The following is a 16,993-nucleotide window of genomic DNA, read 5'->3' on the forward strand; positions in this document are numbered from 1 at the left end:
TTGGACGCCGCGTTGCGTCGGATCGGGCGGGTCAGATCAGCCCGAGGCCGGCGAGTTCGCGGCGCAGGGATTCCGGCATCTCGGCGAGACCGCCCGCCGTGCGGGCGTCGAGGTCGGCCGGCGCATCCTCCGCCTTGAGGTAGCGCCAACCCTGGAACGGCCGGCACGGACGCGGCGAGACGGCGGTCACCTCCGGCTGCAGGATCAGCCGGCAGCGGCTGATCCCGTCCGTATCGGTGAACGGCGTGATGGCGGTGATGGACTGGCGGCACAGCAGCGTGCCCTTGATCACCCAGTAGATCGAGCCGCGTCCGACGATGTCGCCGGCGCGGGTCGGCACCATGCGGGTGGTGTGCACCGGGGCGGGATCGCGCCCCTCGCGCAGGGCCGCCTCGCGGTTGCGGGCGATGCGCTCCTCGAGATCACCGATGCTGGCGGGACCGACGCAGAGCTTCAGCAGATGCAGGGCGTGGGCGCCGGGTGTTGCGCGAGGCATGGCGGGCGACATCGCGGGGGGTATGGCGGGAGGCATGGCGGCGTTGTAGCAGCCGCGCCGAAACTGCGCGCCTCCTCCGTGGGCGGCGCGACCCCGCGCCGCTCAGCGTCCGGTGCTCAGGAGAACAGCGCCCGCTTCTCGTCCTCGGAGAGCGCATCGATCTCGGCGAAGGCCGTCGCGATGTCGGTCCGGGCCTGCTCCGAGACCTGAATCGCCGCCGGCACCATCTCCGGCTCATCCGCGGCCGGATCGATCGCCTCGGCGTCCGGCAGGGCTGCCTCGATCTCGGCCTCGGGCTCGGCCTCAGGCTCTTCCAGGGCGAACGTCGCCACGTCGTCATCCGCGGTCACATCCACGGCTTCCTCCGCGCACCCGTCCTCCGCGCGCACGGGTTCGGCCTCTTCGGGCGCATCGAAGGAAGTTTCGAGGGACGGCGAAGCGTCCTCGGCCGCCTCCGCGGGGACCTCAGCGGCGGCCTCCGCGGGCTCCTCAGCGAGCATCATGGCGGAGGCGGTGTCCGCCACGGCGTCGGTCGCCTCGAGGAAGACGATGTCGTCCGCGGCGGAGGGGTCGTCCGACAGCGGCGCCCGGGCGAAGGCGGCCGACGGCGCCGGCTCCGCGGACGATCCGTCCATGTCGATGTAGCGGTCGACGTCGCTCTGGCAGAGGTCGGGCTGGACCTCCGGCGCACCCGCGCCTCCCGGGCCCGCCGGGTCCGGATCGAGGGCATCGCCCCAGATCGCCATCATGGCGGCGAGGCGCTCCTCGAGGTAGCGCAGCGTGTGGATGATGCGCGCCGTGCGCTGGGCGGTGAGGTCCTGGAACGAGCAGGCGGTGTAGATGGCGGTGGCGCGCCGGTCGAGCTCGTCGCAGATTGCGGCGTCGGAGCCGGATTCGCGCAGGGTCCAGGCGGCCTCCTGCACGTGCTCGGCCGCGCTGAGGATGTCGTAGGTCGCGTTCTCGGTGGAGCGCACGATGGCGTCGAGGGCCGCGGAGGCACCGCCGAGCCGGCTCTGGTCCTGGTCGGGCGCGTGGATGGCCGCGATCTCGGCCTTGGTCCGGGCGATGGCGTGGGCCATGTCCATCAGGTCGCCGCGCACGCGCCCCATCTGGCTGCTCTCGCGATCGCGGGTGACCACGCTTTCCAGCCTGGCGATCGCGTCGAGGACGATCCCGGTATCGGTGGTGCGATTGCGGCGGAGATAGGCGTCGAGGAACCAGCGACCGCGCTCGCTCTCGGTCATCGCCGCTTCGATGCGATCGTATTCCGAGATGTCGAGGGACGTCAGCGAATGGGAACTCGACATCAAGCACGTGTCCTTGGCCGCGGGGACCGGCACGCCATCGCCGGGTCCAAGCCGCCGCAGGTTGACAGGATCGCTTTAACGCCGGCTTTACGCAGCTTCCGCCTGACGCGACGTTCTCCCAGGCCCCCCTCGTCCCGATCCGGTCGCCGTGTCTGACCCCTCTCCTGCGCTCCCGGAGCCGAACGCCTTTCGGCTGTCGCTGCTCTACGCCGTCGTCTTCGTCGAGATCGGCATCGCCATGCCGTTCATGCCGGTCTGGCTGAACGCCCTCGGCCTCGACGCGACCGTGATCGGGGCCCTGCTCGCCCTGCCGATCGCGATCCGCATCGTCGCCACCGCCCCCCTGGTCGGGCTGATCGACCGGGGGATCGCCGCGCCGCGGATCCTGCTCGCCGGCAGCCTCGTCCTGGCCGGAACCTACGTGCTGATGCCCACGGGCGCCGCCCTCGGCTGGCCCGTGCTCGCGCTCCTCATCGCGCTGAACGCCGTCGCGGCCGCGCCCCTGGTGCCCAGCATCGACTACCTGACCCTGGGCGCCGTGCGCCGAAGCCGCCGCCTCGACTACGCGCGGATCCGGATGGCCGGCTCCATCGGCTTCCTCCTCGCCAATTTCGCCGGCGGCGCCGCCCTCGGGGCGATGGGCGAGCGCCTCGCCGTCCCCCTCCTCCTCACCGTGCTGGCGCTGATCGCCGCCGGGGTCGTGGCGACGTCCCGCATCGCGGCGCCCCCGGTCCCACCCCGCCATCCCGAGGCCGGCCGGCCCGCCCTGCCCGGCGTCCTGTGGTTCTCGATCGGGGCGGCGGCCCTGATCCAGTCGAGCCACGCGGCGATCTACGCGTTCGGCAGCATCCACTGGAGCACGCACGGCATTCCCGCCGCGTGGATCGGCACGCTCTGGGCCATCGGCGTCGCCTCCGAGATCCTGCTCTTTGCCCTGATCGGCCGCCTGCCGCCGCGCTGGCGCAACCCCTTCGCGCTGCTCGCCCTGGGCGGTGGGGCTGCCCTCCTGCGCGCCGTCGGCATGGCCGCCTTCGGGGATCGCCTCGGGCCGGTGATCGCCCTCCAGGTCCTGCACGGCCTGACCTTCGGGGCAACGCAGCTCGGCGCCATGGCGGCGGTCTCGCGCTTTGCCCCGGACGGCGCCCGCGGGCGGGCCCAGGGCACCGTCAGCTCGGCAGGCGCCCTCGCCTCGGCCAGCGCGACCCTGATGACCGGGGTCGCCTACCAGGCCGGGGGGGGACCGCTCGCCTTCGTGTTGATGGCGCCGCTGGCCGGCCTCGGCTTGTGCCTCGTGGCACGCGCCGCGCAGGCCGCCCGCGCTTTCAGCCTTCACAGCACCACGATTGTGGGTCACGGGGCGGGACAACCCGATTAACCTTGACCGTCCGGTAACCGTGATCGGTGTTACGTGATCGCGGCATGGAGTGCGGCGGCATTGGCTAGAGCCGAGATCAGGACCCTTCCGGAGGCTGCCGACGCCGCGATCCTCGAGGGCGGTCGCATCGGCTTGTCCGGACGCTGGACCGCCGACCAGGGCGCGGCCGTGGAGGTCGCCGCCGCGCGCATCGCCGGCAGCGCCGCCGGCACGGCCCTCCTGGTCGACCTCAGCCGGATCGTCCGCCTGGACACCCTCGGCGCCTGGGTGCTGGAGCGGACCCGCGGGGAGATCGAGGCTGCCGGCGGGCGCCTGGCCTATGCGGGCGCGACCCCCGAGCACCGCATCCTTCTCAGCGAAGTGAAGCTGCGCGAGGCCGAGCCGCCGCCGCCGCGCCGCGGACGCGTCTTCGGCTTCCTCGACGATCTCGGGCGGCGGGTCGTCGGCGCGAAGTCGGATCTCGTCACGGGACTCGCCTTCTTCGGCGAGGTGGTCACCGCCTGCATCCGGGTCGCAGCCCGGCCCGGCACCTTCCGGGGCACCGCCCTGGTCAACCAGATCGAGCAGGTCGCCTTCCGGGGCGTGCCGATCATCGTGCTGATCTCGTTCCTCGTGGGCGGCATCGTCGCCCAGCAGGGCATCTTCCAGCTCCAGCGCTTCGGCGCCCAGAGCTTCGTCGTGAACCTGATCGGGCTCCTCATCCTGCGCGAGCTCGGCGTGCTGCTCACCTCGATCATGGTGGCGGGCCGCTCGGGCTCGGCCTTCACCGCCGAGATCGGCTCGATGCGGATGCGCGAGGAGGTCGACGCCCTGCGGGTGATGGGCCTCGATCCCATCGAGATCCTGATCGTCCCGCGCATCCTCGCCCTGGTGATCGGCCTGCCGATCCTGACCTTCCTGGCCTCCCTGGCGGCCCTGGCCGGCGGCGGCCTCACCGCCTCGCTCTACGGCGGCATGACCGTCGACGCCTTCCTGGCGCGCCTGCAGGCCGCGGTCTCGCTGCACCACGTGGCGGTGGGGCTGATCAAGGCGCCGTTCATGGCGCTGATCATCGGCATCATCGCGACGATCGAAGGTTTCGCCGTGGAGGGCTCCGCCGAGTCCCTCGGCCGCCACGTCACGGCCTCAGTCGTCAAGTCTATCTTCATGGTGATCGTCCTCGACGGATTGTTCGCCGTCTTCTTCGCTGCGATCGACTTCTGAGGCTGGTCCCGAACGTGTCCGCCCCGCATCTCCAGACGAGCCCGCATCTGCAGACGACCGAGCCCGCGACCGCGCCGGAGCCGATCATCCGCGTGCGCGATCTGGTGGTCGGCTTCGGCAGCAAGATCGTGATGAAGGGGCTGAACCTCGACATCCGGCGCGGCGAGATCCTGGGCTTCGTCGGCCCCTCCGGCCAGGGCAAGTCGGTCCTGACCCGGACGATCCTCGGCCTCGTGCCGAAGCGGGCCGGCACCATCGAGGTGTTCGGCGAGAACGTGGACGGCCTGACCGTGACCCGGCGCCGCCAGATCGAGCAGCGCTGGGGCGTGCTCTTCCAGCAGGGTGCGCTGTTCTCGGCGCTCACCGTCAAGCAGAACATCCAGATGCCGATGCGCGAGCATCTCAACCTGTCCGAGCGCCTCCTCGACGAGTTCGCCCGCCTGAAGATCGAGATGGTCGGCCTGAAGCCGGATGCCGCCGACAAGCTGCCCTCCGAACTGTCGGGCGGCATGATCAAGCGCGCGGCCCTCGCCCGCTCCCTCGCCCTCGATCCCGAGATCCTGTTCCTCGACGAGCCGACCTCGGGCCTCGACCCGATCGGCGCCGGGGAGTTCGACGAGCTCGTCGCGACCCTGAAGCAGACCCTGGGCCTGACCGTCTTCATGGTCACCCACGACCTCGACAGCCTCTACACCGCCTGCGACCGCATCGCGGCCCTGGGCGACGGCCAGATCATCGCGCAGGGCACGATCGCGGAGATGCTCGAGAGCGACCATCCCTGGCTGCGCTCCTACTTCCACGGCAAGCGCGGACGCGCGGTCGTCCCGCCAGGCACGCACCATGCGCCGGCCTGACGCCCGCCGCCTCCAGCGTGCCGCCGCGCACCGCCCGCGCCCCACCCCGTCAAGGTATTGCTGATCCGATGGAGACTCGTGCGAATTACGCGCTGATCGGCGCCTTCACCCTCGCGGTGCTGGTGGCGGCCTTCGGCTTCGTCTTCTGGCTCCAGGGCGGATCCCGGAGCCAGGTCCGGCAAGCCGTGCGCATCGTCTTCTCCGGCAGCGTCGGCGGGCTCGCCAAGGGCTCGACGGTGGCCTTCAACGGCATCAAGGTCGGCGAGGTCATGGATGTGCGCCTGCTGCCGCAGGATCCGCGCCGCGTCGTCGCCATCGTCGAGGTGGAGCGCACCACGCCCCTGCGCGCCGATACCCGCGCCCGCCTCGATTCGGCGATGCTCACCGGCGTCTCGACGATCTCCCTGTCGGGCGGCAATGCCGACGCCCCGGCCCTGACCCCGGGCTCGGGCGACCAGATGCCGACGATCTTCGCCGACAGCTCCGACATCCAGGACATGATGGCGGCGGCCAAGCAGATCGCCCAGCGCGCCGACGACGTGCTCCAGCGCCTCGACAAGGTGGTGGCCGGCAACGAGGGCGCGATCACCCGGACCCTGGCCAACGTGGAAGCCTTCTCCAAGACCCTCGCGGAGGCCGGACCGGCCGTGAGCGGCCTGGTGAAGGCGATCGACGGGCAGAAGCTCAACCGCGTCATCGACAATGCCGAGCGCTTCTCCGGGGCCCTCGCCGCCGGAAGCCCGGACATCGAGGGCGCCCTCAAGGACGCGCGCTCCCTGGCCGCCAAGCTCAACGCCTCCGCCGACCGCGTCGATGCCGTGCTGAAGGGGGCCGAGGGCTTCCTCGGCTCTGCCTCCGGCTCGGCCGGCACCAGCACCTTCACCGAGGTCCGCGAGGCGGCGATCTCCGTCCGCGATGCCGGGAAGGCCTTCCGGACCCTCTCCGAGAACCTCGACAAGCGCACCTCGAACATCGCCACCAGCTTCAACCGGCTGAGCGGCACCGGGCGGCGCGAGGTGGAGGCGCTCTCGACCGACGGCCAGCGCACGCTCAACACCCTGAACCGGACGGTGAAGAGCCTGGAGCGGGATCCCTCCCAGGTCATCTTCGGCGGCAAGCCTTCGTTGCCGGAATACAACGGTGGCCGCTGAAGCGACCGCCCTCCGGCCAAGCGTGCTGCGGCGCACGGCAACATTCCGGACTTGCGTTAGTTTACCGCCACGCTGTGCGTCAGTGCGGCGACGGGTTTCCGGAATGCGTATGACACTTCACCAGACGGCCCCCGCGCTCGTCGCGATGCTCCTTGCCGCCGGCCTCGGCGGCTGCGGCGGCGGCGCGGTGCCGCTCACCTTCGATCTCGCGGCGCTGCCCCCCACCGGGCGGACGGTCGGTGCGGCGCGGTCGTTCACCGTGGCCGAACCCGTGGGCATCCAGCCCTTCGAGGCGGACCGCATCATCGTGCGCGAGCCGGGCGGGGCCCTGTCCTTCCTCGGCGGCGGCCAGTGGGCCGACCGTCTGCCGCGCCTGATCCAGACGCGGCTGATCCAGAGCCTGGAGAATTCCGGCCGCCTGAAATCGGTGAGCCGCCCCGGCGATAAGATCGTGTCCGACTACCAGCTCATCAGCGAGATCCGGGCCTTCGACATCGCGGCCGGCTCCGGCGAGGCCGTGGTCGACATCTCGGCCAAGATCATCACGGAGGGCACCGGCAAGGTGATCGCGGCGCGGATCTTCACCGCCCGCGTGCCGGTGCCGAAGGTCGATGCCGGCACCGCCGCGGTCGGCCTCGACGCCGCGCTGGCGCGGGTGCTGGGCGAGATGGTCGCCTGGGTGAATTCGGGCCGCTGAGGCGCGAGGGGGCCGGGCGCCCCCGCCGGCCTCACTCCATCACGGCCGCCTTCATGATGACGACCATGATGGCCTTGGCCGGCTCCGGCCCGATGCAGCGCACGGTGTGCGGGCGGTCGCAGCGGTAGCGCAGGGTCTCGCCGGCCCGGGCGCGCTGGACCGTGCCCGCGACCTCGACCTCGAGCAGGCCCGACGTCACCGTCAGGGATTCCACCGAACCGCGCTGGTGCGGGTCGGAATCGAGCACGCCGCCCGGATCGGCGGTGAGGTCGTACCATTGCAGCCACTCGACGGTCTTGATCCAGCCGATGATGGCGAGGCGGATCTTGCCGTCGTCCGAGACCAGGATCGGCGTGTCGGCGCGGGAGGTCTTCTCGATGAAGGGCTCCTCGTCGCTCGTCGCGAGCACGCGCTCGATCGAGACGTCGAGGGCCTGGCTCAGGCGCCAGATCGTGGCCAGGGTCGGGTTGGTCTCGTTGCGCTCGATCTGGCTGATGATCGACTTGGCCACCCCGGACTGCTCGGCCAGCTCCGACAGGGACAGGTTGTAGGCCTTGCGCAGGCGCTGGATCGTCTTGCCGAGCTGCCCGGAGAGCACCTGCGCTCCGGTGAGTATGTCCCGCTGCCGCCCGCGTTCGGGCGTCGTCAACTGGTCGTCCATCGGTTCCGACATCCGCGCGTCCGTTCCATTAACCGGACGCTTGTGCGTTACTTCAAACGCAAACGGCGGAGCGACGCAAGGCGCGGTCAGGCCCAGAGGGCATGGAAATGGTGCACCGGGCCATGGCCGTGCCCGACGGCAACGCCGTCCGCCCCCGCGATGGCGGCGGAGACGTAGCGCTTGGCCTGCGCCACCGCCTCGACCATCGGCAGGCCGCGGGCGAGGCCGGCCGCCACGGCCGAGGACAGGGTGCAGCCGGTGCCGTGGGTGTTGCGGGTGCGGATCCGCGGGGCGGCGAAGCGCCGGAGCGTGCCGTCGCCGCTCATCAGGTGATCGACGCTCTCGTCGCCGTCGCCGTGACCGCCCTTCACCAGGACGGCCCTGGCCCCGATGGCGAGGAGGCGGCGGCCCTGGGCCACGGCGGCGTTCTCGGTCTCGGCGGTGGGTTCGCCGATCAGGGTCGCGGTCTCCGGCAGGTTGGGGGTGACGAGGTCGGCGAGCGGCAGGAGGTGGCGGCGCAGGGCCTCCACGGCGGCCTCGGAGATCAGCCGGTCCCCGGAGGTCGCGACCATCACGGGGTCGAGCACGATCGGGATCCTGCCCGCGTGGCGGGCGAGCCCGGCCGCCACCGCCTCGATGGTGGCCACCTGCGACAGCATCCCGATCTTCACCGCCCCGACGGCGAGGTCCGAGAACACGCTGTCGATCTGCGCCGCCACGAAGTCGGCCGGCACGTCGTGGATGGCCTGGACGCCGCGGGTGTTCTGCGCGGTCAGGGCGGTGAGCACGCTGGCCCCGTAGACCCGCAGGGCCGCGAAGGTCTTCAGGTCGGCCTGGATGCCGGCCCCGCCGCTCGAGTCGGATCCCGCGATGGTGACAGCGATGAAGGTCATGGTGTCGGGGTCCTGGCTTAAATAAACTCTGGCGTTCCTGAAGCTTAGGCCGCGACGCCCCGCGCGGCGAGGGCCGAATCGACCCGGAAGCGGAGGTCGCGGGCGCGGCCGGCCACGGACTCGCCGCCGAACAGCGACGTGATCACCGCGATCCCGTCGGCCCCAGCCTCGATCACCGCCGCCGCGTTGCTCGCGTCGATGCCGGCGATCGCCCCGAGGGGGAAGGCGGCGCCCCGGGCGAGGCGCCCCCGGAAGACGATGCGGGCGAGGCCGTCGAGGCCCACCGGCGGGTCGGGGTTGTCCTTGCTGGTGGTGGCGAACACGCCGCCGATGCAGGCGTAATCCACCGGCAGGCGGTAGAGCTCGTCGGCCTGGGTCCCGGTCTTCAGGGTCAGGCCGATGAGCGCCTCGCGCCCGAGCAGGCGGCGGGCCTCGGCCGGGTGCAGGTCGCTCTGCCCGAGATGCACGCCCTCGACGCCGGCCGCGAGCGCGAGGTCGACCCGGTCGTTGACCAGGAGGGGCACGCCCGTACCCGCCAGCGCCGCGTGGATCGCCCGGATGCGGGCCAGGGCCGCCCGGGCATCCGGGATGGATTTCTCCCGGTACTGCAGCAGCGTGCACCCGCCCTGCACGGCCTCCGCCGCCATCGCGGCGAGGCGGTTGCCGTCGGTGCCGGACACGCCGGTATCGAGGAGGCCGTAGAGCCGCAGGTCGACCGGCCGGCCCCGACCGATGGCTTCGTCCCGTCCGATCACGCTGCGTTTCCCCGGTTTCGTCGTTGGTTTCGCGTAGTGTAGGGCTGCACCGCCACGATCGGAAGGTCCGGCCCCGGCGGAGCGTTCCGACACGGCTCCGTGTACCACCCCCGAGCCAACCCCGCCCCAGACAGGGACACGCCCCGCGCATGGACCGCACGCAGAAGCAGAAGATGCTCGCCGGCGAGATCTACAATCCCGACGACCCGGAGCTTCACGCCGACAGCCATGCCTGCAAGGTCTGGATGCAGCGCTACAACGCCGCCCTGGCGGAGACGCCCGCGATCCGCCGCGAGCTCCTGCGCGAACGCCTCGCCGCGGTCGGCGAGGGCGCGGTGATCCGCCCGCCGTTCCACTGCGATTACGGGCTGCACATCAGCCTCGGCGCCCACGTCTTCCTGAATTTCGGCTGCGTCATCCTCGATTGCGCCCCGGTCAGCATCGGCGACCGCACGCAGATCGGACCCGGCGTCCAGATCCTCACGCCGGACCATCCGCGCGAACCGGGTCCGCGGGAGGCCGGCCTCGAATTCGCCCGCCCGATCCGGATCGGCCGCAACGTCTGGATCGGCGGCGGCGCGATCCTGCTCCCCGGGATCACCGTGGGCGACCACGCCATCATTGGCGCCGGCAGCGTCGTCACCCGCGACGTTCCCGAGGGCGCCACGGTGGTGGGCAACCCCGCCCGCGCCCTGCCCCGCAGCCCGGCCTGAGACGTCCGCCCGGATCCGAACTCGGACGAGTCCGGCCCGGCGCGATGCCGGCGTGGCCCGATCCCCGCTTACGACCTCCGATCCGCGCTTGGGACGAATCCGCCGCGGCGGTTTTTCCACATTCATCACGCCGCCGCGATGTGCCATGAGCAGGGACAGGCTGAGCGGACGAGACGGATAGCGGCGGGGATCGGGGCGCGTGACCACGGCGGAGGAGACCCAGCGGGATTCGGAGAGCGCGCTCTCCAATCCCTCCGCCGTCGGGCTCGTGGCCGTCATCATCGCGGCCACCGACGGCGAGCCGCGCGCCCTCACGGTCCAGGTCGGCGGTCAGGCCAGGGGCCGCTCGGACGGGCTCCCGGCCGGACCCCTGGTGCCGGAGCACCCAACTCTGGAGCGCGGCCTGCGCGCCTGGGTCGAGCGCCAGACCCACCAGCGCCTGGGCTATGTCGAGCAGCTCTACACCTTCGGCGACCGCGACCGGCAGGGCGACGATGCCGGCGGCCTGCATTCCCTGTCGGTGGCTTACCTCGCCCTGGTGCGCGAGGTGCGCCCCGGCGGACTGGCGGAGGCCTCCTGGCGCAACTGGTACCGCTACCTGCCCTGGGAGGATTGGCGGGAGGGCCGGCCCGCATCGCTCGGCGAGATCGAGACCCAGCTCCTGGCCTGGGCCGAGCAGGCCCTCGACCCGAAGCTGCGCCGCCGGCGGGAGGACCGCCTCGGCCTGACCTTCGGGCTCTGCGGCGGTGCCTGGAACGAGGAGCGCGTGCTGGAGCGCTACGAGCTGCTGTTCGAGGCCGGGCTGATCCCGGAGGCGCAGGGCCAGTCCGGCGAGGTCCGCGAGGCGGATGTCGCGATCACGGGCCAACCCATGGCCCTCGATCATCGCCGCGTGCTCGCCACGGCCATCGGCCGCCTGCGGGGCAAGATCAAGTACCGCCCGGTGGTGTTCGAGCTGATGCCCCCGACCTTCACGCTGTTCCAGCTCCAGCGCACGGTGGAGGCCCTGTCGGGCACCAACCTGCACAAGCAGAACTTCCGCCGCCTCGTGGCGCAGCAAGGCCTGGTGGAGGAAACCGACGACGTCACCAGCGGCGCCACCGGCCGGCCGGCCCGCCTCGTACGCTTCCGCCGAGAGGTTCTGCTGGAGCGCCCGGCTCCGGGCTTCCGCCTGCGCCCGGCCCGCCGGCCCGCCTGATCCGGCGAACACCCCTTACGGACCCCGATGACATTCGCGGTGCAGCGTCATTTTCGCATCGCAAAAACGTTATGCTCAAACCCTGCATATCTGGACAAGGCGATCGGGGCCGCCTACGTTAGTCGGCACAATGCTCAATTTGAGCATAAGTGAGGACGCGTCAATGGCGGCGACCAGTCTCCCGATCGGCCCGGCTTCTCGGGGTCTTCCTGCAAGCCAAGGTCTTCAGGCGGGCCAGGAGTTTCCCGCGGGCTTTCCCCTGCCCGAGATCTACGCGCGCGTCAGCCGTCACGTGCCGGCGATCGAGTGGCCGGCCCTGGCCGGGGACGTCGCCGCGATTCTCGCGCTGAAAAAGACGCGCAACGCCGTCATCCTGGCGCACAACTACCAGGCGCCGGAGATCTTCCACACGGTGGCGGACATCGTCGGGGACAGCCTGGCGCTGGCCCGCGAGGCCGTGACGGTGGATGCGGACGTCATCGTGCTCGCCGGCGTCCACTTCATGGCCGAGACCGCCAAGCTCCTGAACCCGGGCAAGACGGTGCTGATCCCCGACAGCCGCGCCGGCTGTTCCCTGGCCGATTCGATCACGGCGGCGGACGTGCGCGGCCTGCGGGCGAAGTACCCCGGCGTTCCGATCGTCACCTACGTCAACACCTCGGCGGCGGTGAAGGCGGAATCCGACCTGTGCTGCACCTCCGGCAACGCCGTCGAGGTGGTGCGCTCGCTGAACGCGCCGCGCGTGCTGATGATCCCGGACGAGTTCCTCGCCCAGAACGTCCAGGCAATGGTGCCGGAGGTGGAGATCCTGACCTGGGCGGGTCACTGCGAGGTGCACGAGCAGTTCACGCCCGCCGATATCCGCGAGGTGCGCGAGAGCTATCCGGGCGTCACCGTCATCACCCACCCGGAATGCCCGCCGGAGGTCGTCGCCGAGGCCGATTTCTCGGGCTCGACCGCGATGATGATGAACTTCGTCCTGGAAAAGCGGCCCAAGCAGGTGGTGCTCGTGACCGAGTGCTCCATGGGCGACAACATCGCGGCGGCCAATCCGGACATCGAGTTCATCAAGCCCTGCAACCTGTGCCCGCACATGAAGCGCATGAGCCTGAAGAACATCCGCCACGCCCTGGAGACCATGACCCAGGAGGTCACCGTGGAACCCGAACTCGCCGAGCGCGCCCGGATGGCGGTGGAGCGCATGCTCGCGGTGCGGACGCGATGAACGCGCACGCCCCCTTCTCCTTCGCGCTTCCGGGTTCGGACCGGATCATCGTCATCGGTGCCGGCATCGCCGGCCTCGCCACGGCCCTGCGCCTGGCACCGCGCCCCGTCACCCTGGTCACCGCCGCGCCCCTGGGGTTCGGCACCGCCACCGGCTGGGCGCAGGGCGGCATCGCCGCCGCCATGGGCAGCGACGACGCCCCGGCCCTGCACGCCGCCGACACCGTGGCGGCGGGCGCCGGCCTGACCGAGGCGGACGTCGCCCTGCGCGTCGCCGCGGCCGGCCCCGGCCTGATCGACTGGCTCGTCGGCCTCGCGGCCCCCTTCGACCGGGACGCCGCCGGTGCGCTCGCCCTCGGCCTCGAGGCGGTCCATTCGCGCCGCCGCATCGTCCGGGCCGGCGGGGATTCCACCGGCCGGATGGTGCTGGAAACCCTGGTCCGGGTGGTCGCGCGCACGCCCTCCGTCACGCTCCTCGTGGCCTCGGCCCGCGACCTGATGCGGGATGCCCGCGGTGCCGTGGCCGGCGTGGTCTGCGAGCGCGACGGCCTGCGCTTCCCCCTGCCCGGCCGGGCCGTCGTCCTGGCCACCGGCGGGGTCGGAGCGCTCTATGCCTCGACCACCAACCCGCGGGGCGCCACCGGGCGAGGCCTCGCCCTGGCGGCCCGGGCCGGCGCCGTGCTGCGCGACATGGAGTTCGTGCAGTTTCACCCCACCGCCATCGCCACCGGCGCGGACCCGATGCCGCTGGCCACCGAAGCCCTGCGCGGCGAGGGCGCGCGGCTGATCGACGAGACCGGCGCGCCCGTCATGGCCGGCATCGCCGGCGGCGATCTCGCCCCGCGGGACGTGGTGGCGCGGGGCATCTTCCAGGCGCAGGCGCGCGGCGCGCAGGTCTTCCTCGATTGCCGGGGCGATCTCGGTGTCCGCATGGCCACGCGGTTTCCCACCGTCGCCGGCCTCTGCGCCGCGGCCGGCATCGATCCGCGCGTCGCGGCGATCCCGGTCCGGCCCGCCGCGCATTACCACATGGGCGGCGTGAAGGTGGACGCGACCGGTGCGAGCACGGTGCCGGGCCTGTTCGCCTGCGGCGAGGTCGCCTCGACCGGGCTGCACGGCGCCAACCGGCTCGCCAGCAACTCGCTGCTCGAAGCGATGGCCTTCGCGCCGGCGATCGCCGAGGCCGCCGCCGCGGTGCCGGCCCCGGGCCAGGCCCGCGCCGAGGCCGCGACGCCCCGGAGCGAGGGGGATTACGAGGTCCTGCGCGCCGTGATGGAGCGGCAGGTGGGCGTGGTGCGCGAGGCCGACGGCCTGGCGGACGCCGTCCGTGACCTCGCCCCGGCGGCACGGGCCGGCTGCGACGCCGCCCTGACGAGCCTCTTGATCGCGGCCTCGGCCCTGTCGCGGCGGGAGAGCCGCGGCGCGCACTGGCGCAGCGATCATCCCGCTCAGGAGGCGCCGGTGCATACCGAGCTGGCGCTGTCCGACCTCTGGGCGATGGCCGAGGCGGTCGAGCCCGGCCAGGCCGTCGTCGCCGCCTGAGCCCTGCGAATCCGGACCGGCTTCAACACCGAGGCCGGCCCCGCGTCCTCCGTACCGGAAGCTGGACCATGTCCGACCCCTCAGAGCTGCCTCCCCTGCCCCGCCTGATGGTGGAGCCCATCGTCCGCGCGGCGCTGCTGGAAGATCTCGGCCGGGCCGGCGACATCACGACCGACGCCATCGTGCCGGCCAGCGCCCGCCTGGACGGCGTCATCGCCGCCCGCCAGGACGGGGTGATCTCCGGCGTCGACACGGCGGTGATCGCCTTCGGGCTGATCGACCCGAGCGTCGCCGTGACGGTGGAGCGCGGCGACGGCACCCGGGTGAAGCCGGGCGACGTGGTGATCCGCCTCGCCGGGCCGGCCCGGGCCATCCTCACCGCCGAGCGCGTCGCCCTCAATCTCCTGTGCCGCATGTCCGGCGTCGCCACCGCGACCGCCTCCCTCGTCGAGGCGGCGCGGCCTCACGGCAAGGCCCGCATCGTCTGCACCCGCAAGACCACCCCGGGCCTGCGCGCCCTGGAGAAGCACGCGGTGCGCGCCGGGGGCGGCTCGAACCACCGCTACGGCCTCGACGACGCCGTGCTGATCAAGGACAACCACGTCGCCGTGGCCGGCGGCATCGTCCCGGCGATCACGCGCGCCCGGGCCTATGCCGGCCACCTCGTGAAGATCGAGGTGGAGGTCGACACCCTGGCGCAGCTGGAGCAGGCGCTCTCGGTGAATGCCGACGCGGTGCTCCTCGACAACATGTCCCCGCAGCAGCTCGCCGAGGCCGTGGCGATGATCGACGGCCGGGCCATCGCGGAGGCCTCGGGCCGGATCAACCGCGACACCGTGGGCGCCGTGGCGGCCTCCGGCGTCGACCTGATCTCGTGCGGCTGGATCACCCACAGCGCGCCGATCATCGACCTCGGCCTCGACGCGGTCTGAGGGGCGCCCCACGGCCAAGGTGCCACGGTGTTGCCATGAAATCACGACGCCGCGGCAAGCGTCGCTGCGGTGCGAATTCGGCTTGGCTTTGAAGCGTGAGCGTTTACGTCTTGGGCACACTTCGCACCGTAACGTGCGTCAAGTTTTCCAAGCCGTTTCCACAGAATACGTTCGCCTTTGAGAGGCTCCGATGCGCCGTTTCGCCCCCGCCCTGACCGGGCTCGTCTGCGCGCTGGGCGCGTGGGCGTCGCCCGCCGCCGCCTACGAGATCGACCCGCTCACCCGTCAGCCGCTGGATAACGCCCTGGTGATCCGGGTGCGGCCGCAGAACGAGCCCGTCGCGCTCCCGACCGCCAACGCCTCCCTGCCGGCCGTCGACCCGATGGCCCCGTCCTCGGCCGTGCCGCAGATGTCGGCGATCCAGCGCGAGGAAGTCGCCTACGCCGGCAGCTACGCCCCGGGCACCATCGTGGTCTCCACCGGCGAACGGCGCCTCTACTACGTGCTGGGCGACGGCAAGGCCCTGCGTTACGGCGTCGGCGTCGGCCGCCCGGGCTTCACCTGGGGCGGCGTGCAGACCATCACCATGAAGCGCGAGTGGCCCGATTGGCGTCCCCCGGCCGAGATGCTGCGCCGCCGTCCCGACCTGCCGCGCTTCATGAAGGGCGGGATCGAGAACCCGCTCGGCGCCCGCGCCATGTACCTCGGCAACTCGATCTACCGCATCCACGGCTCGAACGAGCCGGAGACGATCGGCACCGCCGTGTCCTCGGGCTGCATCCGCATGACCAACGACGACGTGGCCGATCTCTACACCCGCGCCAAGGTCGGCGCGAAGGTCATCGTCCAGCGCTGAGCCTTTCGGCACGAAGTGAAGAACGAAGAAGGGCCGGTGGAGACACCGGCCCTTCTTCGTTCTTGCCCGACGCAGACGCGTCGGCCCTCACTTCGACGATTGATGACGATCCCACCGCATGGCGGCATAGCCCATGACTACGACGGTCAGGGGCAAGACGATGTTGGCGAAGAGCCAGAGTCCGGTCACCTGATCCTCCCCAGAACCTGACGGGCCATCATGTGGAGCAGCGCCGCGGCCGTGAGCCAGGAGAATGCGCCGAGCGCGAACAGAAAGCCATGTCCACCAAAGACCACCTGTCCCAATCCATATAGGGCAGCGGCCGTCGGGCCCAAGACGCCGACCGTGACGCAAGCGGTCGATGCCCTGTCCAGGGCGTTCGCCAGAAGTTTCGCGCGCTCGTTGGCGATCGCCGCCTGACGCTTCCCGCTATCCGAAGCCGGGATCGACGCTTCAGAGCCCATTCCCGCCTCCGCTCGGTTCAGCCGCCCTTCGGACCCGCTACTTCGACACCGCGAAGAAGCGCGACAGGAGCCAGAGCGGCACCACCACGACCGCACCGGCAAGGATCCAGCGGCCGAAATCGTGGAAGGTGGCGAGGCCGAGGTCGATCAGGGTCCGGACCGCGTCGTAGGCGTGCCAGAACAGCAGGCCGGGGGTGACGCCCAGGGTCGCCATCACGGCGCCCACCAGCACCGACAGGAACAGCAGCTTCATGAAGACGGCGGCGGGCGAGCCGCCGAGGAAGCGCCGCAGGGCCGAGCGCCGGCCCTGCTCCGGGAACGGCGTGCCGGCATAGGGCTGGCCTCCGTAGGGCGGCGGGCGGCGCGGATCGTGGTCGAGCGTCATCGGGTCCTATCCCTTGGCCGTCATCCTGGCCGTGCGTCCGGCAGATTCTTGCGGCCGAATCTTGCTGCGGATTCTTGCCGCGGATTCTCGGTGCCGTGCCTTGGGGCCGTACCCTGGGGCCGTGCGGTGCCGCCTCTCAACCCGGGGAACCCGGCGGAACCGTGACGCGGGCGACACAGTTTGCACGAAACACGACACATGCGAGAGCGTAACGCGTTTTCGCAGGGAGGACGGATGGCACCGTCGCGTGCACGGTCCCATCTTAGGATGCGATCTGCGTCGTCCCC

The 16,993-nt window shown here is 71.5% G+C and carries 18 protein-coding genes; 11 read left to right on the forward strand and 7 right to left on the reverse strand.

From position 1 onward, the window contains the following. Positions 1 to 31: 31 nt before the first annotated feature. The gene (locus tag CRT23_RS03625) at positions 32 to 496 is read right to left on the reverse strand and encodes a DUF1489 domain-containing protein (RefSeq protein ID WP_103708645.1); all 465 of its coding nucleotides are present in this window, start codon (positions 494 to 496) and stop codon (positions 32 to 34) included. Between the two features lie 116 nt (positions 497 to 612). Next, a complete protein-coding gene (locus tag CRT23_RS03630; RefSeq protein ID WP_103708646.1) occupies positions 613 to 1,803 on the reverse strand; it encodes a hypothetical protein in 1,191 nt (396 codons plus the stop codon). A gap of 148 nt (positions 1,804 to 1,951) precedes the next feature. On the opposite strand from CRT23_RS03630, the gene CRT23_RS03635 reads away from it, so the two are divergent. The 5 genes from CRT23_RS03635 to CRT23_RS03655 all read left to right on the forward strand — a co-directional run bounded on the left by CRT23_RS03635 (position 1,952) and on the right by CRT23_RS03655 (position 7,083). Beyond that, positions 1,952 to 3,178, forward strand: coding sequence for an MFS transporter (locus CRT23_RS03635; RefSeq protein WP_103708647.1), 1,227 nt, complete (start codon positions 1,952 to 1,954; stop codon positions 3,176 to 3,178). Positions 3,179 to 3,238: 60 nt separating this feature from the next. Continuing rightward, on the forward strand, positions 3,239 to 4,381 hold the full coding sequence (locus CRT23_RS03640; RefSeq protein ID WP_103708648.1) for an MlaE family lipid ABC transporter permease subunit: 1,143 nt from the start codon (positions 3,239 to 3,241) through the stop codon (positions 4,379 to 4,381). A 131-nt stretch (positions 4,382 to 4,512) separates the two neighbouring features. Further along, positions 4,513 to 5,235 carry an ABC transporter ATP-binding protein gene (locus CRT23_RS03645; protein WP_348628834.1) on the forward strand — a complete coding sequence of 241 codons (723 nt, stop codon included), beginning with the start codon at positions 4,513 to 4,515 and terminating at the stop codon, positions 5,233 to 5,235. Between the two features lie 68 nt (positions 5,236 to 5,303). Further along, positions 5,304 to 6,386, forward strand: a complete 1,083-nt coding sequence (locus CRT23_RS03650; RefSeq protein WP_055954995.1) for an MlaD family protein — start codon at positions 5,304 to 5,306, stop codon at positions 6,384 to 6,386. A 109-nt stretch (positions 6,387 to 6,495) separates the two neighbouring features. Next, positions 6,496 to 7,083, forward strand: a complete 588-nt coding sequence (locus CRT23_RS03655; protein ID WP_055954998.1) for an ABC-type transport auxiliary lipoprotein family protein — start codon at positions 6,496 to 6,498, stop codon at positions 7,081 to 7,083. 31 nt (positions 7,084 to 7,114) lie between these two features. Here CRT23_RS03655 and CRT23_RS03660 read toward each other — a convergent pair whose 3' ends face one another. From CRT23_RS03660 to thiE, 3 genes are all read right to left on the reverse strand, one after another. Next, on the reverse strand, positions 7,115 to 7,744 hold the full coding sequence (locus tag CRT23_RS03660) for an XRE family transcriptional regulator (protein WP_055955455.1): 630 nt from the start codon (positions 7,742 to 7,744) through the stop codon (positions 7,115 to 7,117). Between the two features lie 86 nt (positions 7,745 to 7,830). Continuing rightward, positions 7,831 to 8,637 (reverse strand): bifunctional hydroxymethylpyrimidine kinase/phosphomethylpyrimidine kinase, encoded by an 807-nt coding sequence (gene thiD, locus CRT23_RS03665; protein WP_103708650.1) that lies wholly within the window; start codon positions 8,635 to 8,637, stop codon positions 7,831 to 7,833. Between the two features lie 44 nt (positions 8,638 to 8,681). Beyond that, the gene (gene thiE, locus CRT23_RS03670; RefSeq protein ID WP_103708651.1) at positions 8,682 to 9,392 is read right to left on the reverse strand and encodes a thiamine phosphate synthase; all 711 of its coding nucleotides are present in this window, start codon (positions 9,390 to 9,392) and stop codon (positions 8,682 to 8,684) included. Between the two features lie 149 nt (positions 9,393 to 9,541). On the opposite strand from thiE, the gene CRT23_RS03675 reads away from it, so the two are divergent. From CRT23_RS03675 to CRT23_RS03700, 6 genes are all read left to right on the forward strand, one after another. Continuing rightward, positions 9,542 to 10,105, forward strand: coding sequence for a sugar O-acetyltransferase (locus CRT23_RS03675; RefSeq protein ID WP_103708652.1), 564 nt, complete (start codon positions 9,542 to 9,544; stop codon positions 10,103 to 10,105). A 199-nt stretch (positions 10,106 to 10,304) separates the two neighbouring features. Next, positions 10,305 to 11,303, forward strand: a complete 999-nt coding sequence (locus tag CRT23_RS03680; protein WP_055955009.1) for a hypothetical protein — start codon at positions 10,305 to 10,307, stop codon at positions 11,301 to 11,303. Positions 11,304 to 11,466: 163 nt separating this feature from the next. Beyond that, on the forward strand, positions 11,467 to 12,528 hold the full coding sequence (gene nadA / locus CRT23_RS03685) for a quinolinate synthase NadA (RefSeq protein ID WP_245435948.1): 1,062 nt from the start codon (positions 11,467 to 11,469) through the stop codon (positions 12,526 to 12,528). Next, entirely contained in the window at positions 12,525 to 14,069 is a 1,545-nt protein-coding gene (locus CRT23_RS03690) for an L-aspartate oxidase (RefSeq protein WP_103708653.1), read from the forward strand. The genes nadA and CRT23_RS03690 overlap by 4 nt, the downstream gene beginning before the upstream one ends. Before the next feature lie 68 nt (positions 14,070 to 14,137). Then, a complete protein-coding gene (gene nadC, locus CRT23_RS03695) occupies positions 14,138 to 15,001 on the forward strand; it encodes a carboxylating nicotinate-nucleotide diphosphorylase (RefSeq protein WP_103708654.1) in 864 nt (287 codons plus the stop codon). Positions 15,002 to 15,191: 190 nt separating this feature from the next. Then, positions 15,192 to 15,857, forward strand: a complete 666-nt coding sequence (locus CRT23_RS03700) for a L,D-transpeptidase (RefSeq protein WP_055955017.1) — start codon at positions 15,192 to 15,194, stop codon at positions 15,855 to 15,857. 185 nt (positions 15,858 to 16,042) lie between these two features. Here CRT23_RS03700 and CRT23_RS03705 read toward each other — a convergent pair whose 3' ends face one another. Together CRT23_RS03705 and CRT23_RS03710 are read right to left on the reverse strand one after the other, a co-directional pair. Continuing rightward, entirely contained in the window at positions 16,043 to 16,321 is a 279-nt protein-coding gene (locus tag CRT23_RS03705) for a hypothetical protein (RefSeq protein WP_082513139.1), read from the reverse strand. Between the two features lie 37 nt (positions 16,322 to 16,358). Then, positions 16,359 to 16,706 (reverse strand): DUF6460 domain-containing protein, encoded by a 348-nt coding sequence (locus CRT23_RS03710; RefSeq protein ID WP_055955020.1) that lies wholly within the window; start codon positions 16,704 to 16,706, stop codon positions 16,359 to 16,361. Positions 16,707 to 16,993: the final 287 nt, after the last annotated feature.

The sequence above is a fragment of the Methylobacterium sp. V23 genome (assembly GCF_002917135.1).
In the GTDB taxonomy this organism is placed as follows: Bacteria; Pseudomonadota; Alphaproteobacteria; order Rhizobiales; family Beijerinckiaceae; genus Methylobacterium.

Excerpts from the sequence above, each read along its gene's own strand:
- CRT23_RS03625 (WP_103708645.1), bottom strand. The coding sequence starts at position 496 with ATGCCTCGCGCAACACCCGGCGCCCACGCCCTGCATCTGCTGAAGCTC.
- CRT23_RS03630 (WP_103708646.1), bottom strand. The coding sequence starts at position 1,803 with ATGTCGAGTTCCCATTCGCTGACGTCCCTCGACATCTCGGAATACGAT.
- CRT23_RS03645 (WP_348628834.1), top strand. The coding sequence starts at position 4,513 with ATGAAGGGGCTGAACCTCGACATCCGGCGCGGCGAGATCCTGGGCTTC.
- CRT23_RS03650 (WP_055954995.1), top strand. The coding sequence starts at position 5,304 with ATGGAGACTCGTGCGAATTACGCGCTGATCGGCGCCTTCACCCTCGCG.
- CRT23_RS03655 (WP_055954998.1), top strand. The coding sequence starts at position 6,496 with ATGACACTTCACCAGACGGCCCCCGCGCTCGTCGCGATGCTCCTTGCC.
- CRT23_RS03660 (WP_055955455.1), bottom strand. The coding sequence starts at position 7,744 with ATGGACGACCAGTTGACGACGCCCGAACGCGGGCGGCAGCGGGACATA.
- thiD (WP_103708650.1), bottom strand. The coding sequence starts at position 8,637 with ATGACCTTCATCGCTGTCACCATCGCGGGATCCGACTCGAGCGGCGGG.
- CRT23_RS03675 (WP_103708652.1), top strand. The coding sequence starts at position 9,542 with ATGGACCGCACGCAGAAGCAGAAGATGCTCGCCGGCGAGATCTACAAT.
- nadA (WP_245435948.1), top strand. The coding sequence starts at position 11,467 with ATGGCGGCGACCAGTCTCCCGATCGGCCCGGCTTCTCGGGGTCTTCCT.
- CRT23_RS03690 (WP_103708653.1), top strand. The coding sequence starts at position 12,525 with ATGAACGCGCACGCCCCCTTCTCCTTCGCGCTTCCGGGTTCGGACCGG.
- nadC (WP_103708654.1), top strand. The coding sequence starts at position 14,138 with ATGTCCGACCCCTCAGAGCTGCCTCCCCTGCCCCGCCTGATGGTGGAG.
- CRT23_RS03700 (WP_055955017.1), top strand. The coding sequence starts at position 15,192 with ATGCGCCGTTTCGCCCCCGCCCTGACCGGGCTCGTCTGCGCGCTGGGC.
- CRT23_RS03705 (WP_082513139.1), bottom strand. The coding sequence starts at position 16,321 with ATGGGCTCTGAAGCGTCGATCCCGGCTTCGGATAGCGGGAAGCGTCAG.
- CRT23_RS03710 (WP_055955020.1), bottom strand. The coding sequence starts at position 16,706 with ATGACGCTCGACCACGATCCGCGCCGCCCGCCGCCCTACGGAGGCCAG.